At 49.3% G+C, this 18148-nt stretch carries 14 protein-coding genes; 6 read left to right on the top strand and 8 right to left on the bottom strand.

All coding sequences use genetic code 11. The features are described 5' to 3' along the window. Nucleotides 1-117: 117 nt before the first annotated feature. The 6 genes from pheT to B5F25_RS02640 all read left to right on the top strand — a co-directional run bounded on the left by pheT (nt 118) and on the right by B5F25_RS02640 (nt 6955). Nucleotides 118-2580, top strand: a complete 2463-nt coding sequence (gene pheT / locus B5F25_RS02665) for a phenylalanine--tRNA ligase subunit beta (RefSeq protein ID WP_087247420.1) — start codon at nt 118-120, stop codon at nt 2578-2580. Nucleotides 2581-2832: 252 nt separating this feature from the next. Continuing rightward, entirely contained in the window at nt 2833-3564 is a 732-nt protein-coding gene (locus tag B5F25_RS02660; protein WP_022039352.1) for a YebC/PmpR family DNA-binding transcriptional regulator, read from the top strand. Between the two features lie 223 nt (nt 3565-3787). Next, nucleotides 3788-4033: a TIGR03905 family TSCPD domain-containing protein gene (locus tag B5F25_RS02655; RefSeq protein WP_022039351.1), complete on the top strand. Its 246-nt coding sequence runs from the start codon at nt 3788-3790 to the stop codon at nt 4031-4033. Between the two features lie 4 nt (nt 4034-4037). After that, on the top strand, nt 4038-4607 hold the full coding sequence (locus B5F25_RS02650) for a flavodoxin family protein (RefSeq protein WP_087247418.1): 570 nt from the start codon (nt 4038-4040) through the stop codon (nt 4605-4607). Nucleotides 4608-4791: 184 nt separating this feature from the next. Next, nucleotides 4792-5934 (top strand): ABC transporter substrate-binding protein, encoded by a 1143-nt coding sequence (locus tag B5F25_RS02645; protein ID WP_087247484.1) that lies wholly within the window; start codon nt 4792-4794, stop codon nt 5932-5934. A gap of 4 nt (nt 5935-5938) precedes the next feature. Then, nucleotides 5939-6955: an iron ABC transporter permease gene (locus B5F25_RS02640; protein WP_087247416.1), complete on the top strand. Its 1017-nt coding sequence runs from the start codon at nt 5939-5941 to the stop codon at nt 6953-6955. 27 nt (nt 6956-6982) lie between these two features. Here the strand turns inward: B5F25_RS02640 and B5F25_RS02635 are convergent, their stop codons facing one another. The 8 genes from B5F25_RS02635 to B5F25_RS02600 form a co-directional block, all read right to left on the bottom strand. Next, complete coding sequence (locus tag B5F25_RS02635) at nt 6983-7885, bottom strand: DUF4858 domain-containing protein (protein ID WP_087247414.1); 903 nt, start codon at nt 7883-7885, stop codon at nt 6983-6985. 16 nt (nt 7886-7901) lie between these two features. Then, nucleotides 7902-8414, bottom strand: coding sequence for an NlpC/P60 family protein (locus B5F25_RS02630; protein ID WP_087247412.1), 513 nt, complete (start codon nt 8412-8414; stop codon nt 7902-7904). A 211-nt stretch (nt 8415-8625) separates the two neighbouring features. Beyond that, complete coding sequence (locus tag B5F25_RS02625) at nt 8626-9339, bottom strand: ABC transporter ATP-binding protein (protein ID WP_087247410.1); 714 nt, start codon at nt 9337-9339, stop codon at nt 8626-8628. Between the two features lie 29 nt (nt 9340-9368). Beyond that, the gene (locus tag B5F25_RS02620) at nt 9369-10853 is read right to left on the bottom strand and encodes a DUF5687 family protein (RefSeq protein WP_022039344.1); all 1485 of its coding nucleotides are present in this window, start codon (nt 10851-10853) and stop codon (nt 9369-9371) included. Nucleotides 10854-10865: 12 nt separating this feature from the next. After that, on the bottom strand, nt 10866-13682 hold the full coding sequence (locus B5F25_RS02615; protein ID WP_087247408.1) for a M16 family metallopeptidase: 2817 nt from the start codon (nt 13680-13682) through the stop codon (nt 10866-10868). An 83-nt stretch (nt 13683-13765) separates the two neighbouring features. Continuing rightward, nucleotides 13766-14713: a thioredoxin-disulfide reductase gene (gene trxB, locus B5F25_RS02610; protein WP_087247406.1), complete on the bottom strand. Its 948-nt coding sequence runs from the start codon at nt 14711-14713 to the stop codon at nt 13766-13768. A gap of 219 nt (nt 14714-14932) precedes the next feature. Further along, nucleotides 14933-15544 (bottom strand): LolA-like putative outer membrane lipoprotein chaperone, encoded by a 612-nt coding sequence (locus tag B5F25_RS02605; RefSeq protein WP_225226170.1) that lies wholly within the window; start codon nt 15542-15544, stop codon nt 14933-14935. A gap of 79 nt (nt 15545-15623) precedes the next feature. After that, nucleotides 15624-18050: a DNA translocase FtsK gene (locus tag B5F25_RS02600; RefSeq protein ID WP_225226179.1), complete on the bottom strand. Its 2427-nt coding sequence runs from the start codon at nt 18048-18050 to the stop codon at nt 15624-15626. Nucleotides 18051-18148: the final 98 nt, after the last annotated feature.

The raw sequence follows: 18148 nt of genomic DNA, 5'->3' as shown, positions 1-18148 counted from the left end.
TTGTGCACCGTAAAAACCGAATATTTTCGTTGATGTCCTTAAATTTTGTATGGTTTTTCATAGATTTATTGTAACTTTGCGCATCAAAAACAAGGAAAACATCAAAACATACTTAATATGAATATTTCGTATAACTGGCTAAAAGAATACGTCAACTTCGACTTGACCCCCGAACAGGTGGCGGCGGCGCTTACCTCTATCGGGCTGGAAACAGGCGAAGTGGAAGAAGTCCAGTCGATTAAAGGAGGGCTGGAAGGCTTGGTCATCGGAAAAGTGCTGACCTGCGAGCCGCATCCCAATTCCGACCACATGCACATTACGACGGTCGACTTGGGGCAGGGCGACCCCGTGCAGATTGTATGCGGGGCGTCGAACGTAGCCGCAGGGCAAAAGGTGGTGGTAGCTACCTTGGGCACCAAGCTGTATGACGGAGACGAGTGTTTCACCATAAAGAAATCGAAACTCCGGGGCGTGGAATCGAACGGCATGATTTGTGCCGAAGACGAAATCGGCATCGGAACCAGTCACGAGGGCATTATCGTGCTGCCCGATGACGTGGAGCCGGGCACGCTTGCCAAGGATTACTACAACGTGAAGAGCGACTACGTGCTGGAGGTGGACATTACGCCTAACCGCGCGGATGCCTGCTCGCACTACGGCGTGGCGCGCGACCTGTACGCCTGGCTCGTGCAGAACGGGCATGAGGCGGAACTGAAGCGCCCTTCGGTAGAGGCGTTTGCGGTAGACAATCACGACCTGGACATCGACGTGGTGGTAGAGAACACCGAGGCTTGCCCGCGCTATGCCGGCGTGGTGGTAAAGAACGTCACGGTGAAGGAAAGCCCCGAATGGCTCCAGGCGAAGCTGAAAGCCATCGGCTTGCGTCCGATTAACAACATTGTGGACATCACCAACTACATCCTGCACGCTTACGGCCAGCCGATGCACTGCTTCGACGCCGACAAGATAAAGGGTGGCAAGATTGTGGTGAAGACCGTGGCGGAAGGCACTCCGTTTGTGACGCTGGACGGCGTGGAACACAAGCTTTCGGACCGCGACCTGATGATATGCAACGCCGAAGAGCCGATGTGCATCGCGGGCGTGTTCGGCGGACTCGATTCGGGCACTACCGAAGAGACCCGCAACGTGTTCTTCGAAAGCGCTTATTTCCATCCTACGTGGGTGCGCAAGACCGCACGCCGCCAAGGGCTGAGCACCGATTCTTCGTTCCGTTTCGAACGGGGCATCGACCCGAACGGCGTGATTTATGCCCTGAAAGAGGCGGCTATCCTGGCGAAAGAGCTTGCGGGAGGTGAAATCGCTTGTGAAATCAAGGATAACTATCCCAGCCCGATAGCCGGCTTCCCGGTAGAGCTTCCGTATGCGTATGTCCGTTCGCTGATTGGCAAGGAAATCCCTGCCGGGGTGATAAAGCGCATCGTTTCGAGCCTGGAAATGGAAATCACGGGCGAGACCGGAGAAGGGCTTTCGCTGGTGGTGCCTCCTTACCGTGTGGACGTGCAGCGTCCGTGCGACGTGGTGGAAGACATCCTGCGCATCTACGGATACAACAATGTGGAAATCCCCACTTCGGTAAAGGCGTGCCTGAGCGTGGAAGGAGCCGAAGACAAGTCGGTGAAGCTCCAGAACCTCGTGTCGGAGCAGCTGGTGGGATGCGGGTTCAACGAAATCCTGAACAACTCGCTCACCTCCGCTTCGTATTACGAAGGGCTGGAAACGTATAAGCCCGAAAACCTGGTGCGGCTGATGAATCCGTTGAGCAACGACCTGAACGTATTGCGCGGCACCCTTCTGTTCGGCGGGCTGGAAAGCATCGAGCACAACGCCAACCGCAAGAATGCCGACCTGAAGTTCTTCGAGTTCGGCAATTGCTATCATTATAATGCCGGAAAGCGGAACCCTGAAAAAGCGCTCGCGCCTTACTCCGAAGAACTGCACATGGGCTTGTGGGTGACCGGCAAGCGGGTAAGCAACTCGTGGGCGCACGCCGATGAGGACTCGTCGGTGTACGAGCTGAAGGCATACGTGCTGAACATCCTGCGCCGTCTGGGCGTGAACTTCGGCGCGCTGGTGTTCGGCACCTTGAGCGATGACATCTATGCCGCCGCCATGTCGGTGCATACCCGTGGCGGAAAGTTGCTGGCTACGCTCGGCATCCTGCACAAGAAGCTCCTGAAGAGGTTCGATATCGAGAACGAAGTGTATTATGCCGACCTGAACTGGAGGGAGCTGATGAAGGCGGTCAAGAACAACGCGGTGACTTACAAGGACATTTCCAAGTATCCTGCCGTGAAGCGCGACCTGGCGCTCTTGCTCGACAAGCAGGTGCAATTTGCCGAAATCGAGAAAATCGCCTACGAGACCGACAAGAAGCTCTTGAAGCGCGTAGAGCTTTTCGATGTGTACGAAGGCAAGAACCTCGAAGCCGGAAAGAAGAGTTACGCGGTGAGCTTCACCCTGCAGGACGAAAACGCCACGCTGAACGACAAGCAGATAGACAAGCTCATGAACAAGCTGGTGCAGAACCTGGAAACAAAGCTGGGAGCGAAATTGAGATAAATTTTTTAGGTAACAAGTTGACAAGGTGACAAGGTTCTGAATACTTATACTTCTCGCGCATTAATTTGTGCATTTTGTATATGCCATGTAGTAGAGACGATGTGCACATCGTCTCTACAGAAACGGTACGAAATGTTCAAGGAAGTGTACAAATTCATACCGTGCAGGGTATAGAACTATCTAAACCCAGTCCCCTAGTCCCTAGTTACCTAGTCCCTTAAAAAAACAACAACATTTAAAATATATAATCCAATGGGAAGAGCGTTTGAATATAGAAAAGCTACAAAACTGAAAAGATGGGGCCACATGGCCAAAACATTTACTCGTCTGGGAAAACAAATCGCCATTGCCGTAAAGGCGGGCGGACCGGAACCCGAAAACAACCCGACCTTGCGTTCGGTCATCGCTACCTGCAAGCGTGAGAACATGCCGAAAGACAACATCGAGCGTGCCATCAAAAACGCGATGGGCAAGGACCAGAGCGAGTACAAGGGAATGACTTACGAAGGATACGGCCCGCACGGGGTGGCTATCTTCGTCGATACGTTGACCGACAATACTACCCGTACCGTTGCCGATGTGCGTTCGGTATTCAACAAGTTCGGCGGAAACTTGGGTACGACCGGTTCGCTGGCTTTCTTGTTCGACCACAAGTGTGTGTTCACTTTCAAGAAGAAAGACGGGCTGGATATGGAAGAACTGATTCTCGACCTCATCGATTACGATGTAGACGATGAATATGATGAAGACCCCGAAGAAGGCACTATCACGATTTATGGTGACCCGAAGAGCTATGCTGCCATCCAGAAGCATTTGGAAGAGTGCGGGTTTGAGGATGTAGGAGGTGAATTTACTTATATTCCGAACGACCTGAAGGATGTGACTCCCGAACAGCGCGAAACCATCAACAAAATGGTGGAACGCCTGGAAGAGTTCGACGATGTGCAGACGGTATATACCAATATGAAGCCCGAAGAAGAATGATTTTTTTTCACCACAGATTACACGGATTGTTTAATTAGTAGATGTTGAGAATTAGTTGATATAATGTGTCGGCTCAGAAACGCAGATTAACGCAGATTTTCGCGGATTATTATTCTAATATTTGTTCTTAATCTGCGCTAATCTGCGGAAATCTGTGTTTCTGATAATATCATTTAATTTTGCACACTTACTTAGAATAATCTTTATTAGGAGAAGCTGGATTATGAGAATTGATTATCAGACGGAGGGCACTTGCAGTACGCGCATCGAGGTAGAAGTGGAAGACGGAATCGTGAAAGACGTGCGCTATACCGGAGGATGCAACGGTAATCTGCAAGGCATCAGTGCCCTGGTGAAAGGGATGCCCGTGAGCGAAGTGATAGCCCGGCTGGAAGGTATCCGGTGCGGTTCGAAACCCACTTCATGTCCCGACCAGTTGTGCAAGGCGTTGCGTACGGTAAAAGCATAGTTGTATGAATGTGCTGATACTCAATGCCAGTCCCCGCCCGAAGGGGAACATATCCCGTATGTTGGGCGCGATGGAAGAAGAAGCCGTAAAGGCAGGGATGCAGGTCATGTCGGTCCGTGTTTCCGATTTGCATGTCGTGCCTTGTAAGGGATGCATGGTGTGTCGCACAAAGCAGGCATGCGTACTGCCTGAAGACGATGCCCAGCGTGTGCTTCAGCTCATCGGAGCATGCGATGTACTGGTTATCGGGGCTCCTTGCTATTGGGGCAATATGCCAGGTACGCTGAAGGTGTTGTTCGACCGGCTGGTGTATGGGATGATGGGCGAGAGTTTGCAAGGTATTCCCCAGCCTTTGCACAAGGGTAAACGGGCTATGCTGCTCAGCACGTGCACCACTCCTTTTCCATTTAATGTTTTTTTCCGCCAGAGTCGTGGCACCATTCGTGCATTGCGCGAAATCCTCCGTTGGAGTGGCTTTAAGATCAGCGCCACGCTCGAAGTGGGAGGCACCAAAAAACATCCTGTAAGCGGGAAAACATTGGAGCGTTGCCGCCGGATGATCCGGAAGTTATAAATAGAATGAATGCCGGCATTTAGCCGGCAAGGAGTAAAAAGGGAGTTATTTCAAGGAGTTAAAAGGAGTTAGAAGCCAATACTTTTGTTCATGGAAGTCCTAGCAGGACTATTTGCCTTTAACTCCTGCCGAAGGCATACCTCCTTCTAACTTCTTCTATCTACTGTATATGATGAATAAGAAAATGAAGAAACAATGGTGGGTGAACCTGTCTTTGTGGATTATCGCATGCACATTCCTGCTTTCGGCTTGCGGTGGAAGGCGGTATATGCAAGCGCAGCTATCCGAGGAAGGCGATACCTTGCAGATGGCATACGCGCGCTATCTTACCGTTGTGAAGCATGAGATGTTTACGCAAGTTACGGTGCGCAATCCTTGGGATTCTACGCGTATCCTGCACACCTATCTGCTGGTGGACAAGCATCGGGTATTGCCCGAAGGATTGCCCGAGGGCACGGTGGTGCGTATTCCTTTAGAGCGGATGCTGGTTTATTCGTCGGTGCATTGCAGCTTGTTCGGAGAATTGCAGGCACTGGATGCGGTGAGTGGAGTGTGCGACTTGTCGTATATCCGTATGCCTCAAATTCATGAGCGTGTGCGTGCCGGCAGGGTGGCGGATGTAGGGAGCAGTATGAGTCCCGACGTTGAGCGGGTTATTGCCTTGCATCCCGACGGTATCTTGCTTTCACCTTTCGAGAATGGTTCATACGGGCGTATCGGGCAACTGGATGTCCCGTTGATAGAATGTGCCGACTATATGGAGACCTCACCGTTGGGACGTGCCGAATGGATGCGTTTTTATGGGATGCTGGTGGGGAAGGAGCAGGAAGCCGATTCTTTGTTTTCACAGGTAGAGCGGGAGTATGAGGCTTTGCGGCGGTCGGTGGAACAGGTGGAAGAGAAGCCTCTGGTGTTTGCCGAGTTGAAGCAAGGCTCGGCATGGTATGTGCCGGGAGGCAAGAGTACGACCGGTCAGCTCTATGCCGATGCCGGTGCGCGTTATGTATTCGGCTATATCAGCGAGAGTGGTTCGGTGCCCTTATCGTTTGAAACCGTGTACGACCGTGCCCGCCATGCTGATTTCTGGCTCATTAAGTATAACCAGTCGCACGACAAGACCTATGCCGGGCTGGAGCAGGACTATCGGCCATACACGGGTTTTGATGCGTTCCGCCGGAAGACGGTTTACGGATGTAATACCGGGCGCATACCGTATTATGAAGAGTCTCCTTTCCATCCCGAATATGTGCTGAAAGACCTGATAGCCGTTTTTCATCCCGGCTTGTTTCCGGATTACCAGCCGCGTTATTTCACGCCCCTTGAATAAACGTATGAAGAAGAGCATTCTCTATGTCGTGTTACTTGCCGCATCGGTGTTGGCGTTGGCGGTGGCATCCGTTTATGTAGGTTCGGTCCCGATTCCTTCCTCTGCCGTTACCTCTATCCTGCTGGGGGATACTTCTGCCGATGCAGGGTGGAGTTTTATCGTATTGGAGTCGCGTGTGCCTCAATGTATCACCGCTTTGCTTTGTGGTGCCGCATTGGCGGTATCTGGATTGATTTTGCAGACCGTGTTCAATAATCCGCTTGCCGATTCATCGGTCTTGGGCATCAGTTCCGGAGCCAGTTTGGGGGTAGCATTGGTATTGTTGGCAGGCGGCGGGAGTATTGTGGCAGGTCAGTTTGTGCTTTCGGGTTTTCTTTCGATGGTGGCGGGTGCTTTTGTGGGGGCAATGGTGGTGATGTCGGCTGTACTTTTTCTTTCGGTGCTGGTGCGTAGCAATGTGATGTTGCTCATCGCAGGCATAATGATAGGCTATCTGGCATCGTCTGCCATTTCTTTGCTGAATTTCTTTGCTACCGATGAAGGGGTGCATTCTTTTGTTATTTGGGGATTGGGAAGTTTTGGCGGTGTGTCTTCGGTCCAGTTGCCCGCTTTTTCGTTCATAGCCCTTATGGGCTTGCTGGCCGCCTTGTTGATGGTGAAACCCTTGAATGCATTGTTGTTAGGTCCCCGTTATGCTGAAAATTTAGGTATTCGTGTACGCCGTGTCCGGGGTATATTACTGGTGATAGCCGGTTTGCTTACGGCGGTGGTCACGGCATTTTGCGGTCCTATCGCTTTCATCGGGCTTGCCGTTCCTCATGTGGCGCGTATGTTATTGGGTACGTCTAATCACCGCTCTCTTCTTCCTGTGACCTTGCTGGCGGGATGTGCCGTGGCGCTTTTGTGCAACTTGCTTTGCCTTTTGCCTGGCGAGCGTGGCATTCTTCCTTTGGGTGCCGTCACTCCTGTGCTGGGTGCGCCTGTCATTCTTTATGTCTTGGTTCGTTGGCGTAAAGGCTAGCCGGTTATTTCCTTCCTTGAAATCGCATTATTCCTGACGTTCGCGCAAACGTCGGTTTTGTTTTTCTATGTCGTACGAATTTCCTCGTATTTTATCTTTGCGGAAATACTCCTGCCGGCGTATGGAGTCTTCTCTTTGTCGCTGGCGGATGTATTTGGAAAACCGGTCTGTATCGGGAGTTTGTGCAGGTGTGGCTGCTTTCGGAAGGGTATCCGCCTGAACTGTGTGTGTAAGGGTATCGCTGTCTGCCGGTGCATAGACGGGTAGTAAGCGGTAATAAGTAGGAAATTTCAGGCTGTCCTCACGTGTAGGGCGATAATTCTTGTAGGTTTTCCAGGCATTGGCATGTTTACGGTTGTGTTTCAGCATCCGTCCGTGAGGTGTAAGGTTGTTGTATATGAATCCGATGAAATCTAATCCTCCGATAACAGCTCCGGCACCTAAAGAGCCTCCGACACGTCCGGAAGCACGGTCGTACATCATGCCCGTCCCTGGCGCAAGACTTTGCCCGTATTCTTCCGGCGAAACGGCACCTGGGTTGAGCTCCCAGTGGATGGTCCATTTTTTTGGGCGTCCCAGTACCAGCACATCATACACGGGGTCCTCGCCAAAGCGTGTCCATATGGTATAAGGTTCGGCACGGATGTATCCTGTGGGTTTCTTTACTTTCGTAGTGTCGATAAGGCTTCGCGGTATGCGCAGGTCTTTCTTAAATTCCATCCAGGGTTGGTTCATCGGATGTGTTTTCAGTTCTTCTTGCGGTTTTTCGATGCCGCTAAAGTCAAACTGTATCATCCGTACCGCTTCTTCATTCAGGCGGATTTCCTTATTCTTTTCCTGCGTTTGGGCAGCCAGAGGAAATGCCTCACTTGATAAGAGTATGACAAGAGTCAGTACTTTCCACTTGATGTTCCATTCTTCGTTCCTCATTTTGCTTTTTGTTTTTTCAACGTACTCTTCCTCCCTGCATCCAGCATTTCTGGTAATAGGGTTCATCCAGTTCGCTTACAATAACTCCTTGGCTGGAGCTGGCATGGATGAATCGGTTGTTTTTCAGGTAAATGCCTACATGGGTGGCGCGACGTTTATTGCGTCCGTTGTGGAAGAATACCAAGTCTCCTTCACGCAGTTTTCCTTTGCGTATTTTGTGGCAGTTTTCTTTGCGTTGTTCGTCCGAGTTCCGTTCCAGCCGTTTGCGGTATACCTTGCGGTAAATGTTGTAGGTTAGTCCCGAACAATCTACTCCCCTTCGCGAAGTCCCTCCGGACCGATAAGGTACGCCTATCCATTTTGCGGCTTCCACGTACAAGGAATGGTTGTCATCCATTGCGATGTCCATATCCAGCCGGATGGCAGCTTGTGCCAGTTCGCGATAATTGTAGTGTGGAGCACGTGTACCGCATGCGGACAGGAGGATGAGCAGGATTGTCCCGATGAGTATATGGATATGTTTGGTCATGTTTCCTTTATTTATTGGGAAACAAATGTAATGAAAATACAAATACAGAGACGTGGAAGGCTCGGTTTTTTCGAGTAATAATAACTAATTATAGTAGAATAAAACGGAATCGTAACACTATTTTGGAATAGAAAGCATACCAGTATTCTCTCTGCAAAAGAAGTTTATCCTTTTCCGATAGGGTAGCCTTCTTTTACAGAGAGCATGTTGTTTATTCCTGTGTCTCGATTTCAAAATAGTTTTCCAGTTCCTGCTTGGCTTCATCATTGATGGGAGTAATGTCGCGGATGATTTTTCCGTGTTCCAGCAGGGCGATGCGGGTACTGATTTCGATGGTGTGTGTCAGGTTGTGGCTTGATACGAGGATGGTGGCTCCTGTTTCCTGGTTGTAGGTATGGAGCAGGTGTTTCAATGCCGATTGTGAACTGGGGTCGAGAAAATTAAAGGGTTCGTCCAGTATCAGGAGTTGCGGTTGGTTGAGCAATGCGGCAAGGATGCCCACTTTTTGCTTGTTGCCCGCCGAGAGGTTCCGGATAAGTTTCTTCTGTCCCAGTATTTCTCCGTTCATAAAGCGTTCGTAGGGTACCAGACGCTGGTCTACGGTTGTCTTGTCAAGGTTACACATCTTGCCCACAAAGTAGAAATATTCTTCGGGCGTGAGGTAATCGATAAGGAAACTTTCGTCCATATAGGCACCGGTTGTGTCTTTCCATGCTTCGCTTTGGTTCACTTCGGTTTCACCGATGTAAACATTTCCTTCGTCTGCTTTCAGCAGGTCCAGGATAAGCCGGAAGAGAGTGGTTTTTCCGGCTCCATTGTTGCCCACCAGTCCGAGGATTTCTCCACTGTGTATGGTATAGTCGTCTACGTCAAGCACGGTACGCTTGCCATATATTTTCTTCAGATGGTTGATTGTTATATCCATTTTATGAGTTTGAAGTTTTCTGATTGTTTTTATCTTGTATTCCTGAATCCTTCCATGTTCCGGTAGCGCCGTGCCATGAATCGTATGTAGATGTTGCGTATCCAGTGAGGGTGGGTAACAAATCCGATTATGCCCATGGTGCACATCACAATGTAACTTGTCGTTGCCCCCAATGCCAGTTCCAGTCCTTTATAGATAACCAGTGGCAGGGTGAACGAAGCGACCAGTATAACGGTTTGATAGGCATTGTTGCCTTGGCGTTTGCCCATCAGTCCCATATTGAGAGGGGCCGTCTTGTCATTGTACACCGCCATTTGCATCACACCGGGGAAGATGACGCCTGCTGTAAAAATCAGGTAAGTCACCGACATGAGCAAGGAGATGCTTCCTCTGAATACCGGTATCAGGCAGCATACAAAGGGGATGATAAGAAGGGCACATTGTACGTAGTATTTGGCACAAAGCATATTATAAATACTTTCCCGGCGAACCATCAGCCCGTCGATGTAGTTCCCTTCTATTGCCATCGTCTGTATCAGGGTAGAAAGTCCCATTACGCAATAACAATACAGGCAAATAAAATCGTTCATGAGTCCGTCTCCATATACTTCGAAAGTCAGTGCCAGTGCAAAGAGCACCGTCAGTATGGTGAAACTCCAGAACTGGCTTCGGGGGGTCTTGTTCCGGACGAGCATCTTCAGTTCGAGCCGGATATAATCGCCTACATTTCCGTAACGGTCAAGGAAGCTATAGTCGCTGATGTGTTTGAGGCGGGTATCTTCTACGCGGGAAAGTTCGTTGTAAATAAGGTGTAGCTGCACTTTGCGGTTAAGCATACCCAGCATACCTGCCAGTATCAGGGCGCCGATGAAGGCAAGCGGATTCCACAGGATAAAGGCTTCACCTAAATTCATCGTGAAAGTGCTTACCCAGTGTGTGCCGGGTAAGAACTCAAGTAGGGCAAAGATGCCATAAACAGGCAGGCACCAGCAGATGTAGACAAATTTCTGACGCTTCAATACCCGGATGAGCATGCTCCAATAGCTGTTTGCCACGGTGAGCAGCCAAATGCCGAAAGCATATCCCAGCACTCCTGCCAGTCCGTAGAAACGGGTGACGCTAAGCAGGGCAAAGGGGATGAACAAGAAGAGCCAGAACAGATTGAACGGGTTGGCGGCTTCTCGCAGAAGGAGTGCGGCCATCACTTTCTTTTTGGGTATAGGAAGCAAGAGGAAGGGCTTGATTTCCTGTACTGGAGTAGGGAACAGAAACCTTATCAGAAAATCGAGGACCAAGACAATGAGCAAACCTTTGTTCAAGATGTGATAAGGTTCCATGTTGGGAAAACTGTCGGAAAAAGCAGCGGGCAGCAATACCCCGAAGAAAACGAGGTATGCTGCCCAAAATGCAATTCCGATATAAATCATTACTTTGGCGAAGCGGTTTTTCTCGAACATCGGATTCCGCTTTTCGTCAAGTTTCTGTATGCGTCGGATATCGGAGTAGAGTGACATAGGCATCCGGTTTTAATTGGTATCGCCCGAAGTCATGCTCACTTCGATGCGGTTCTTTTGTGCCATTAATGTCTTGGCAAATTGCTGGAGGTCGGCATTTGTGATGCCATTCACCAGGTCGGTATATCCGGTGCGTCCGTCCATGCCTTCCCACAGGCTTCCGTAGAGCAGGCTCATCCAGTATCCGTTTTCTTTCTGGTTGGCTTCGTAGGTTTTCAGCATGTATTCTTTTACTTTAGCCAGGTCTTCAGCTTTAGGGCCTCCGGCTATAAATTCTTCGATGCCTTTGTCTATAAGCAGGCTCATGTCGGCACGCTTGGTAGGGTCGGTATCAAAAAAGATTTGTAGCGTGGCTTCTTCCTTCGGATATTTGCTGAGGTTGCCTTGTACGCTTACGCCATACGATGCTCCTGCTTCTTCGCGCACGGTCTCGGTATATTTCATTGTAAGCAGTTGCGAGAGCATACTCATCATCAGTTTATTCTTCAGGGTATATTCGCATGTGCCGCTTTCTACGATAATAACGGTTGCTTTTTGGGTTTGCAGGTCTTTGTGGAAGATGTTTTTCCACTCTCCCTTGCGGATGTCCAGCTTCGGGTCACGGAAGTTTTCCTTACGTCCCGTCGATGGCAAACCACCCAGATAAGTCTCGATGAGTGGAGTAGCGGTAGCAGGATCGATGTTGCCCACGAAAATGAAGGTAAAGTCGCTTGCATCCTTGAATCGGTCGCGATACATTTCCATTACTTTCCCGTAGTCTATCTGGTCTACCTTGTCGGCCTTGATGCGTGCGGCACGAGGATTATCACCATATAACACTTTGGTTATTGTGTCACTCAACGCCGTGTTCGGGTTTGCTTCCTGATTGGCAAGTTGAGCTTTCAGCCGGTTCTTGAATGATTCGAAAGCTGCCTGGTCGGTGCGTGGAGCGGTGAACGACAGGTAGGTGAGCTGAAGCATTGTTTCAAGGTCTTTCGGGGCACAACTTCCGTTTACGGCTTCGGTCAGGGTACGTACAGATGCTGATGCCGAAGCTACTTTTCCCGCCAATATTTTTTGGAGGTCGATGGCACTGAAGTTGCCCAGACCGCCCAAAGATACGACTTCATCGAGTACGGCGTATTGCAGGGCATCCTCATCATCGAATAGGGAGTTTCCTCCAGCACTGAACGATTGCATCCGGATTTCATCTGCCTTGAAATTGGTAGGCTTCAATACCACGCGTACTCCGTTGCTTAATGTGAGAATTGTTGATTCAAACGGTCCTTTTTCTGTATTTGTCACTTTGCCTCCAGTCGGTTTTTCTTTCATCAGTGGCTCGTCAGAAGTCTTGTCGACATAAGGTTCCAGTTTTTCAGCATTTACTTCTGCCAGTACCTTGCGGATACTTTCCTCGGTGGGATATTTCATACCTTCCTTGTCAGGGCAGAACAGGCATACTACCCGGTTGGTGTCGCTTACCTGTTGCTGGTAGAGTTGGTTCACACTTTCCAAGGGGATGTTGGGTACCAACTGGTTCATCATTGTGTATTTATATTCTACACTGGGGATAGGCTCTCCATCAATAAAATTAGATACGTATTGGGCTACGAACTGATTGTTTTTCATTTTATCGCGTTCGTTGTACACGTTTTCCAGGTTGCTCAGGTAATCGGCTTTTGCCCGTGCATATTCACTGGCGGTGAATCCGAATCGGTGTGCGCGTTCGATTTCTCGCATCAGAGCTTTCAGTCCGCTTTCTATTCCATCTTCTTTACAGATGGCTACACCCGTAAATGCCCGTTTTGTCTTGGCAAGGATAAAGTCCATGTCTTGCGCTCCGGCATTGATGAAGGGTGGGGTAGCAGTGAGTAGAAGTTCTTGCAAGCGGGCGTTCAGCATGTGACTGATGGCATAGTCCATAAATGAATAGGCAAGGTATCCTACGGTGTTCTTCATTTCTGCAGGGAAAGGTTCATGTTTGTGGAATACCATGACTTGGTTGATTTCCTGTTCCTTGTCTTTGTTGATGGACACGATGGTTTCTTTATTGTCGGGCACTGGATAATGTACTCGTTCTGCGGGGTTGGCAGGCATTTGGATGGGACCGAACAGGTTCTTGATTTTCTGTTCTATCTGGTCTACGTTCACGTCACCTACTACGATAATGCCTTGTTGGTCGGGGCGGTACCATTTTTCATAATAGTCGCGCAACGCCTGATAAGGGAAATTGTCTACAACTTCCATCGTTCCGATAGGCAGGCGATAGGCATATTTGCTTCCTGCAAAGATGGTAGGGAAAGCGGTTTCGTACATACGCATCATGGCTCCGGTACGTGTACGCCATTCTTCGTGGATGACTCCGCGTTCTTTATCTATTTCTTTAGGGTCGAGAGTGAGGTCGTCTGCCCAGTCGTGCAGGATAAGGAGGCACGAATCGATGATGCCTTCACGGATGACAGGTACATCGTTGATGTTATATACCGTTTCATCGATGGAGGTGTAGGCATTCAGGTTGACACCGAATTTTACACCGATGGATTCCAGGTATTCGCGTAGTGAGTTTCCCGGAAAGTTCTTGGTGCCATTGAAGCACATATGTTCAAGGAAGTGTGCCAGTCCGCGCTGGTTGTCTTCTTCCAAAATCGAACCTACTTTTTGTGCAATGTAGAAGTCTGCCTGTTTTTCGGGCAGTTCATTATGACGGATGTAGTAAGTCAGTCCGTTTTCCAGCTTACCTGTTCTTACATCAGGGTCGGTGGGAATAGGCGGCATTTGTTGTGAAAATGCTGTAGCCGCACTTCCTATCAGGAAAGCGGCAATCAGTGTCTTTCTGTAAAAGTTCTTCATTGTGGTAAGTTTTTATGAGTTTGCTACAGATTACACAGATGCCTTCTGGTGGTTTGTCTGTGTAATCTGTGGTGAAAAAAGCATCAAAGCAAGCCGTTGGCCGAAAGGTATCGTTCGGTTTCTATGGCGGCTTTGCATCCGCTTCCGGCCGCAGTGATGGCTTGCCGGTAATGGGGATCGGCAACATCACCGGCGGCGAACACGCCCGGCACACCTGTGCGTGGTGTTCCTGCTTCGGTCAGGATATATCCTGTTTCGTCAGTTTTTATCCATGGTTTGAAGATGTCCGAATTCGGTTTGTGACCGATGGCAAGGAAAAATCCGTCGATAGGTACATCGTAACGCTCTTCATCGGGTTCTCCCATGCGTTTTACTACGTGCATTCCTTCCACACCGTTTTCACCATACAGACCTATGGCATTGTGTTCGAACAGCACTTGGATGTTAGGATGATTCAACACACGTTCTTGCATAATCTTGGAAGCGCGTAAATAAGGTTTGCGTACTACCAGATAGACTTGTTTTGCCAGTCCGGCAAGGTAGATAGCCTCTTCACAGGCGGTATCGCCTCCTCCTACTACGGCTACGGTCTTTTTCCGGTAGAAGAAGCCGTCGCATGTGGCGCAGGCGCTTACCCCCATGCCTGCATATTTCTTTTCGTCTTCCAGTCCCAGATATTTGGCGGTAGCTCCGGTGGCGATGATGGCGGTATCGGCGGTGATTTCTTTTTCATCATCTGTCCAGAAGTGGTAAGGAGCCTGGCTTAAGTCTGCTTTGACGATGATACCAGAGCGGATGTCTGCCCCAAAACGGGCTGCTTGCCGGCGCAGGTCATCCATCAGTACCGGTCCGGTCACTCCTTCGGGATAACCCGGAAAGTTTTCCACTTCAGTCGTAATGGTGAGTTGTCCTCCGGGTTGGATTCCTTCGTAAAGTACCGGTGCGATGTTGGCGCGTCCGGCATAGATAGCTGCCGTATATCCGGCGGGTCCTGATCCGATAATCAGGCATTTTACATGTTCTGTTGTCATATTCTTTTGATTGGTTTAATGAGATTATTCAATTCTTTTAATGAAACAAAGATAGTGTATTTTGCCGAAGTGACCAAACAATCTAAAAAACTGTTTCGTATGGACACGGAACTATATGGATTAAGCTATGCATTCAGCTACATGCGCCGGTGCATATATATTCGTTTCCTTCCTTAAGAGTCTTGATTATTGGTTGTGCAGGGTATGGAAACAGTTTTTTCATCGCATGTCAATTACTTCCGCCTGTGGGTATTTTTTCGCATCGAAACGGAATGTGTCGTTGGTATAGGACATTCCGGTCTGATAGTCGAGTATGCGGAATTCTTGGGTTTGTCCACTGGCCAGTTTGACGGTGATATAGAGAGGCTGATAGTTTTCGGAAAGGAAAAGCACTACCGATTCGATATCACCTTTTTGGCGGGGGGTAAGGATGATTTCGTTGCCTTCTTTACCTCGTATGGTATGCTTGCCTCCATAGCGGCAATGGAAAAGCCGGTTGTAAGAGTTTATCAAAGCGTATGGATTGATGCTTTGCAGTTCGTCGGGGGAGGGGGTAGAGACGGTCACTTCTTCGTTTTGTTCCACATAACTCCATTGGGTAGTTCCGTCGAACCAGCTTTTTACGCCTCCACATTCCAGGTAGAAACATGTTCCTTTCAGGGCGAGGGTTCCTTGTTGGCTTCCCCCGAACCGGATGCTTATTCCGCCGGATTTCTGGTAAGCAGTGGCGGCTTTGCTTAAGATGGATTGGGCACGGGTGTCTTCGTTGGCTTGCAGGTTTACAGATACCAGTAAGGCTAGCAAGCAGGAGAAAAAGATACGTTTCATCATATTTATGAAGTTTTGGAATACCGCAGGTTGCATGTGCCGGAAAGAACGGTTAGGGCAATCATGCAATCTGCGGTTGGTTTTAATTTTTCAAATTGTTCATGCGCATGGCAAGGTCGTTTTCGTCCATGCAGAGCACTTCGCGTGCTTTGCTTCCATTGGCAGGACCTACGATGCCGGCACGTTCCAACTGGTCCATGATACGTCCGGCGCGGTTGTATCCGATGGAGAACTTGCGTTGGATGAGTGAGGTGGACCCTTGCTGGTGGTAGATGAGCAGGCGGGCAGCTTCTTCGAAGAGTGGGTCGAGCCGGTTCATGTCTACGTCGGCACTGCTTCCTCCTTCTGTGTCGTCTTCTACTTCGGGCAGCATGAAAGCGGTGGGATATCCCTGTTGGTGGCTGATGAAATCGACTATACGTTCTACTTCGGGCGTATCAACGAAGGCACATTGTACACGTACAGGGTCGTTGCCTTGCAGGTAGAGCATATCGCCTTTACCGATAAGCTGTTGTGCACCAGGACGGTCTAAGATGGTACGTGAGTCCATCATCGATGCTACGCGGAATGCTACGCGTGCAGGGAAGTTTGCCTTGATGGTTCCGGTGATGATGTTTGTAGTAGGCCGTTGGGTAGCGATGATGGCATGGATACCGACTGCACGTGCCAGTTGGGCAATGCGGCAGATAGGAAGCTCGATTTCCTTGCCGGCGGTCATTATCAGGTCACCGAACTCATCGATAATGATGACGATATACGGCATAAAGCGGTGTCCGTTTTCAGGGTTCAGCTGGCGGTTGATAAACTTTGCGTTGTATTCCTTGATATTACGGCATCCTGCTTTTTGCAAAAGGTCGTAGCGGGTGTCCATCTCGATACAGAGCGAGTTTAAGGTTTGCACCACTTTGGTTACATCGGTGATGATGGCGCTGTCCGAGTCGGGCAACTTGGCAAGGTAGTGCTTTTCTATCGGTGCATAGATGGCAAACTCTACTTTTTTCGGGTCGACGATGACGAATTTCAGTTCGCTAGGGTGTTTCTTATATAATAAGGAGGTGACGATGGCGTTCAATCCTACTGATTTACCTTGTCCTGTAGCACCAGCTACCAGCATGTGGGGAGCTTTTGCCAAGTCGACAATGAAAACATCGTTGGTGATGGTTTTTCCCAAGGCTACAGGGAGTTCGAATGTAGTGTCTTGGAATTTTTTACTGTTCAATATAGAGCTCATTGATACGATGCGCGGGTTGGCGTTCGGCACTTCAATACCGATGGTTCCCTTACCCGGAATAGGAGCGATGATACGGATGCCCAGTGCCGAAAGGCTCAGGGCGATGTCATCTTCCAAGTTGCGGATGCGGTTGATGCGTACTCCTTCGGCAGGAGTGATTTCATACAATGTAACGGTAGGGCCTACGCTGGCCTTGATGGAACTGATTTCGATGCCAAAGCTCCTCAATACCTGGATGATACGGTCTTTGTTGGCATTTTGCTCTTGCATATCAATGGCAGGGGTGTTGTCGTTATACGAATTGAGCAGGTCGAGTGTCGGGAAGTGGTAGTGTTCCAGATCCAGCCGCGGATTGTAAGGCTGGTCTAGCGATCCACGTTCGTCTTCCTGTTCTTCTTCTTCGGGAGTTTCTTCTATTTCGAACGTGGGCTCTTCGGTCGTTTTTGCCTGAGTTTTCTGATGGATTGTCCCGGCTTCGGCTATTACCGTTTCATCGGGTTGTTTACGCATTTCGGTAGCATAGGCTGGCGTTGTGTTGTCTGCCTGGCTTTCTATGGGGTCAAGTTCTATTTCTACCGGCTGTTCGTCTTCTTTTGTGCCGGTGGCATCTGATGTGTTGTCGGGCGTATGGTGCAGGGCAGTGTTTTCCGTATCGGCCGGCTGTTGGGCAGCTTCTGTAGGGAACGCTTCTTTTCTTTTGTTCCGTTTCGGAAGGGCTGGATGGAAAGCTTTTCGTACTACTTGCATCGTTTCACGGGTAAAGAAAATGCCGATGAGTACCAAGGTAACCAGCAAAACGAGGATAAGTCCTGGTGCACCGATTTGGGAACAAATCCATTGGCTCACATTATATCCGTGCAATCCTCCAGGATAGAGGAAAGAGTCTTGAAACGTGCCTCCGAAGGCAAAGCCTAAAGTGACGGATAGCCATACCATTAATATGGAGCAGCTTACGAACCATTTCCATATGGTGAACCGGTAAGCTTTCATCAGCCTCATGCCGCAGACAATGAGGAACACCACAATAAAATATGCCGAAATCCCGAAACAATCGTTTATAAGGAATTGCGAAAGTTGGGCTCCGCGTGCTCCGGCATAGTTTTGTATGCCGTTCTGGGTTTCGAGCAATTCCCCGGGATCTGGATGTGCCAGGATACTTTGGTCGTTTCCTCCGGTAAAAAAGAATGAGCTGAATGCCAGTAGCATATAGACACCGAATATGACACAAAGCAAGCCGAGGATGAAGTGTATGGTTTCGCCTTTTATGGCGGTAAGCATCTTTTTGGGAAGGATGTTTTTCTCTTCGTTTTCTTTTGTTTCTGTCTTTTTCTTCATAATGTTATAGCAAAATGGTAAAAATCAATCGCAAATGTACG

It is taken from the genome of Bacteroides sp. An19 (assembly GCF_002160215.1).
GTDB classification, from domain to species: Bacteria; Bacteroidota; Bacteroidia; order Bacteroidales; family Bacteroidaceae; genus Phocaeicola; species Phocaeicola intestinalis.
The sequence above is the reverse complement of the archived record's forward strand: the minus strand, read 5'-3'. Positions and strand labels throughout refer to the sequence as shown.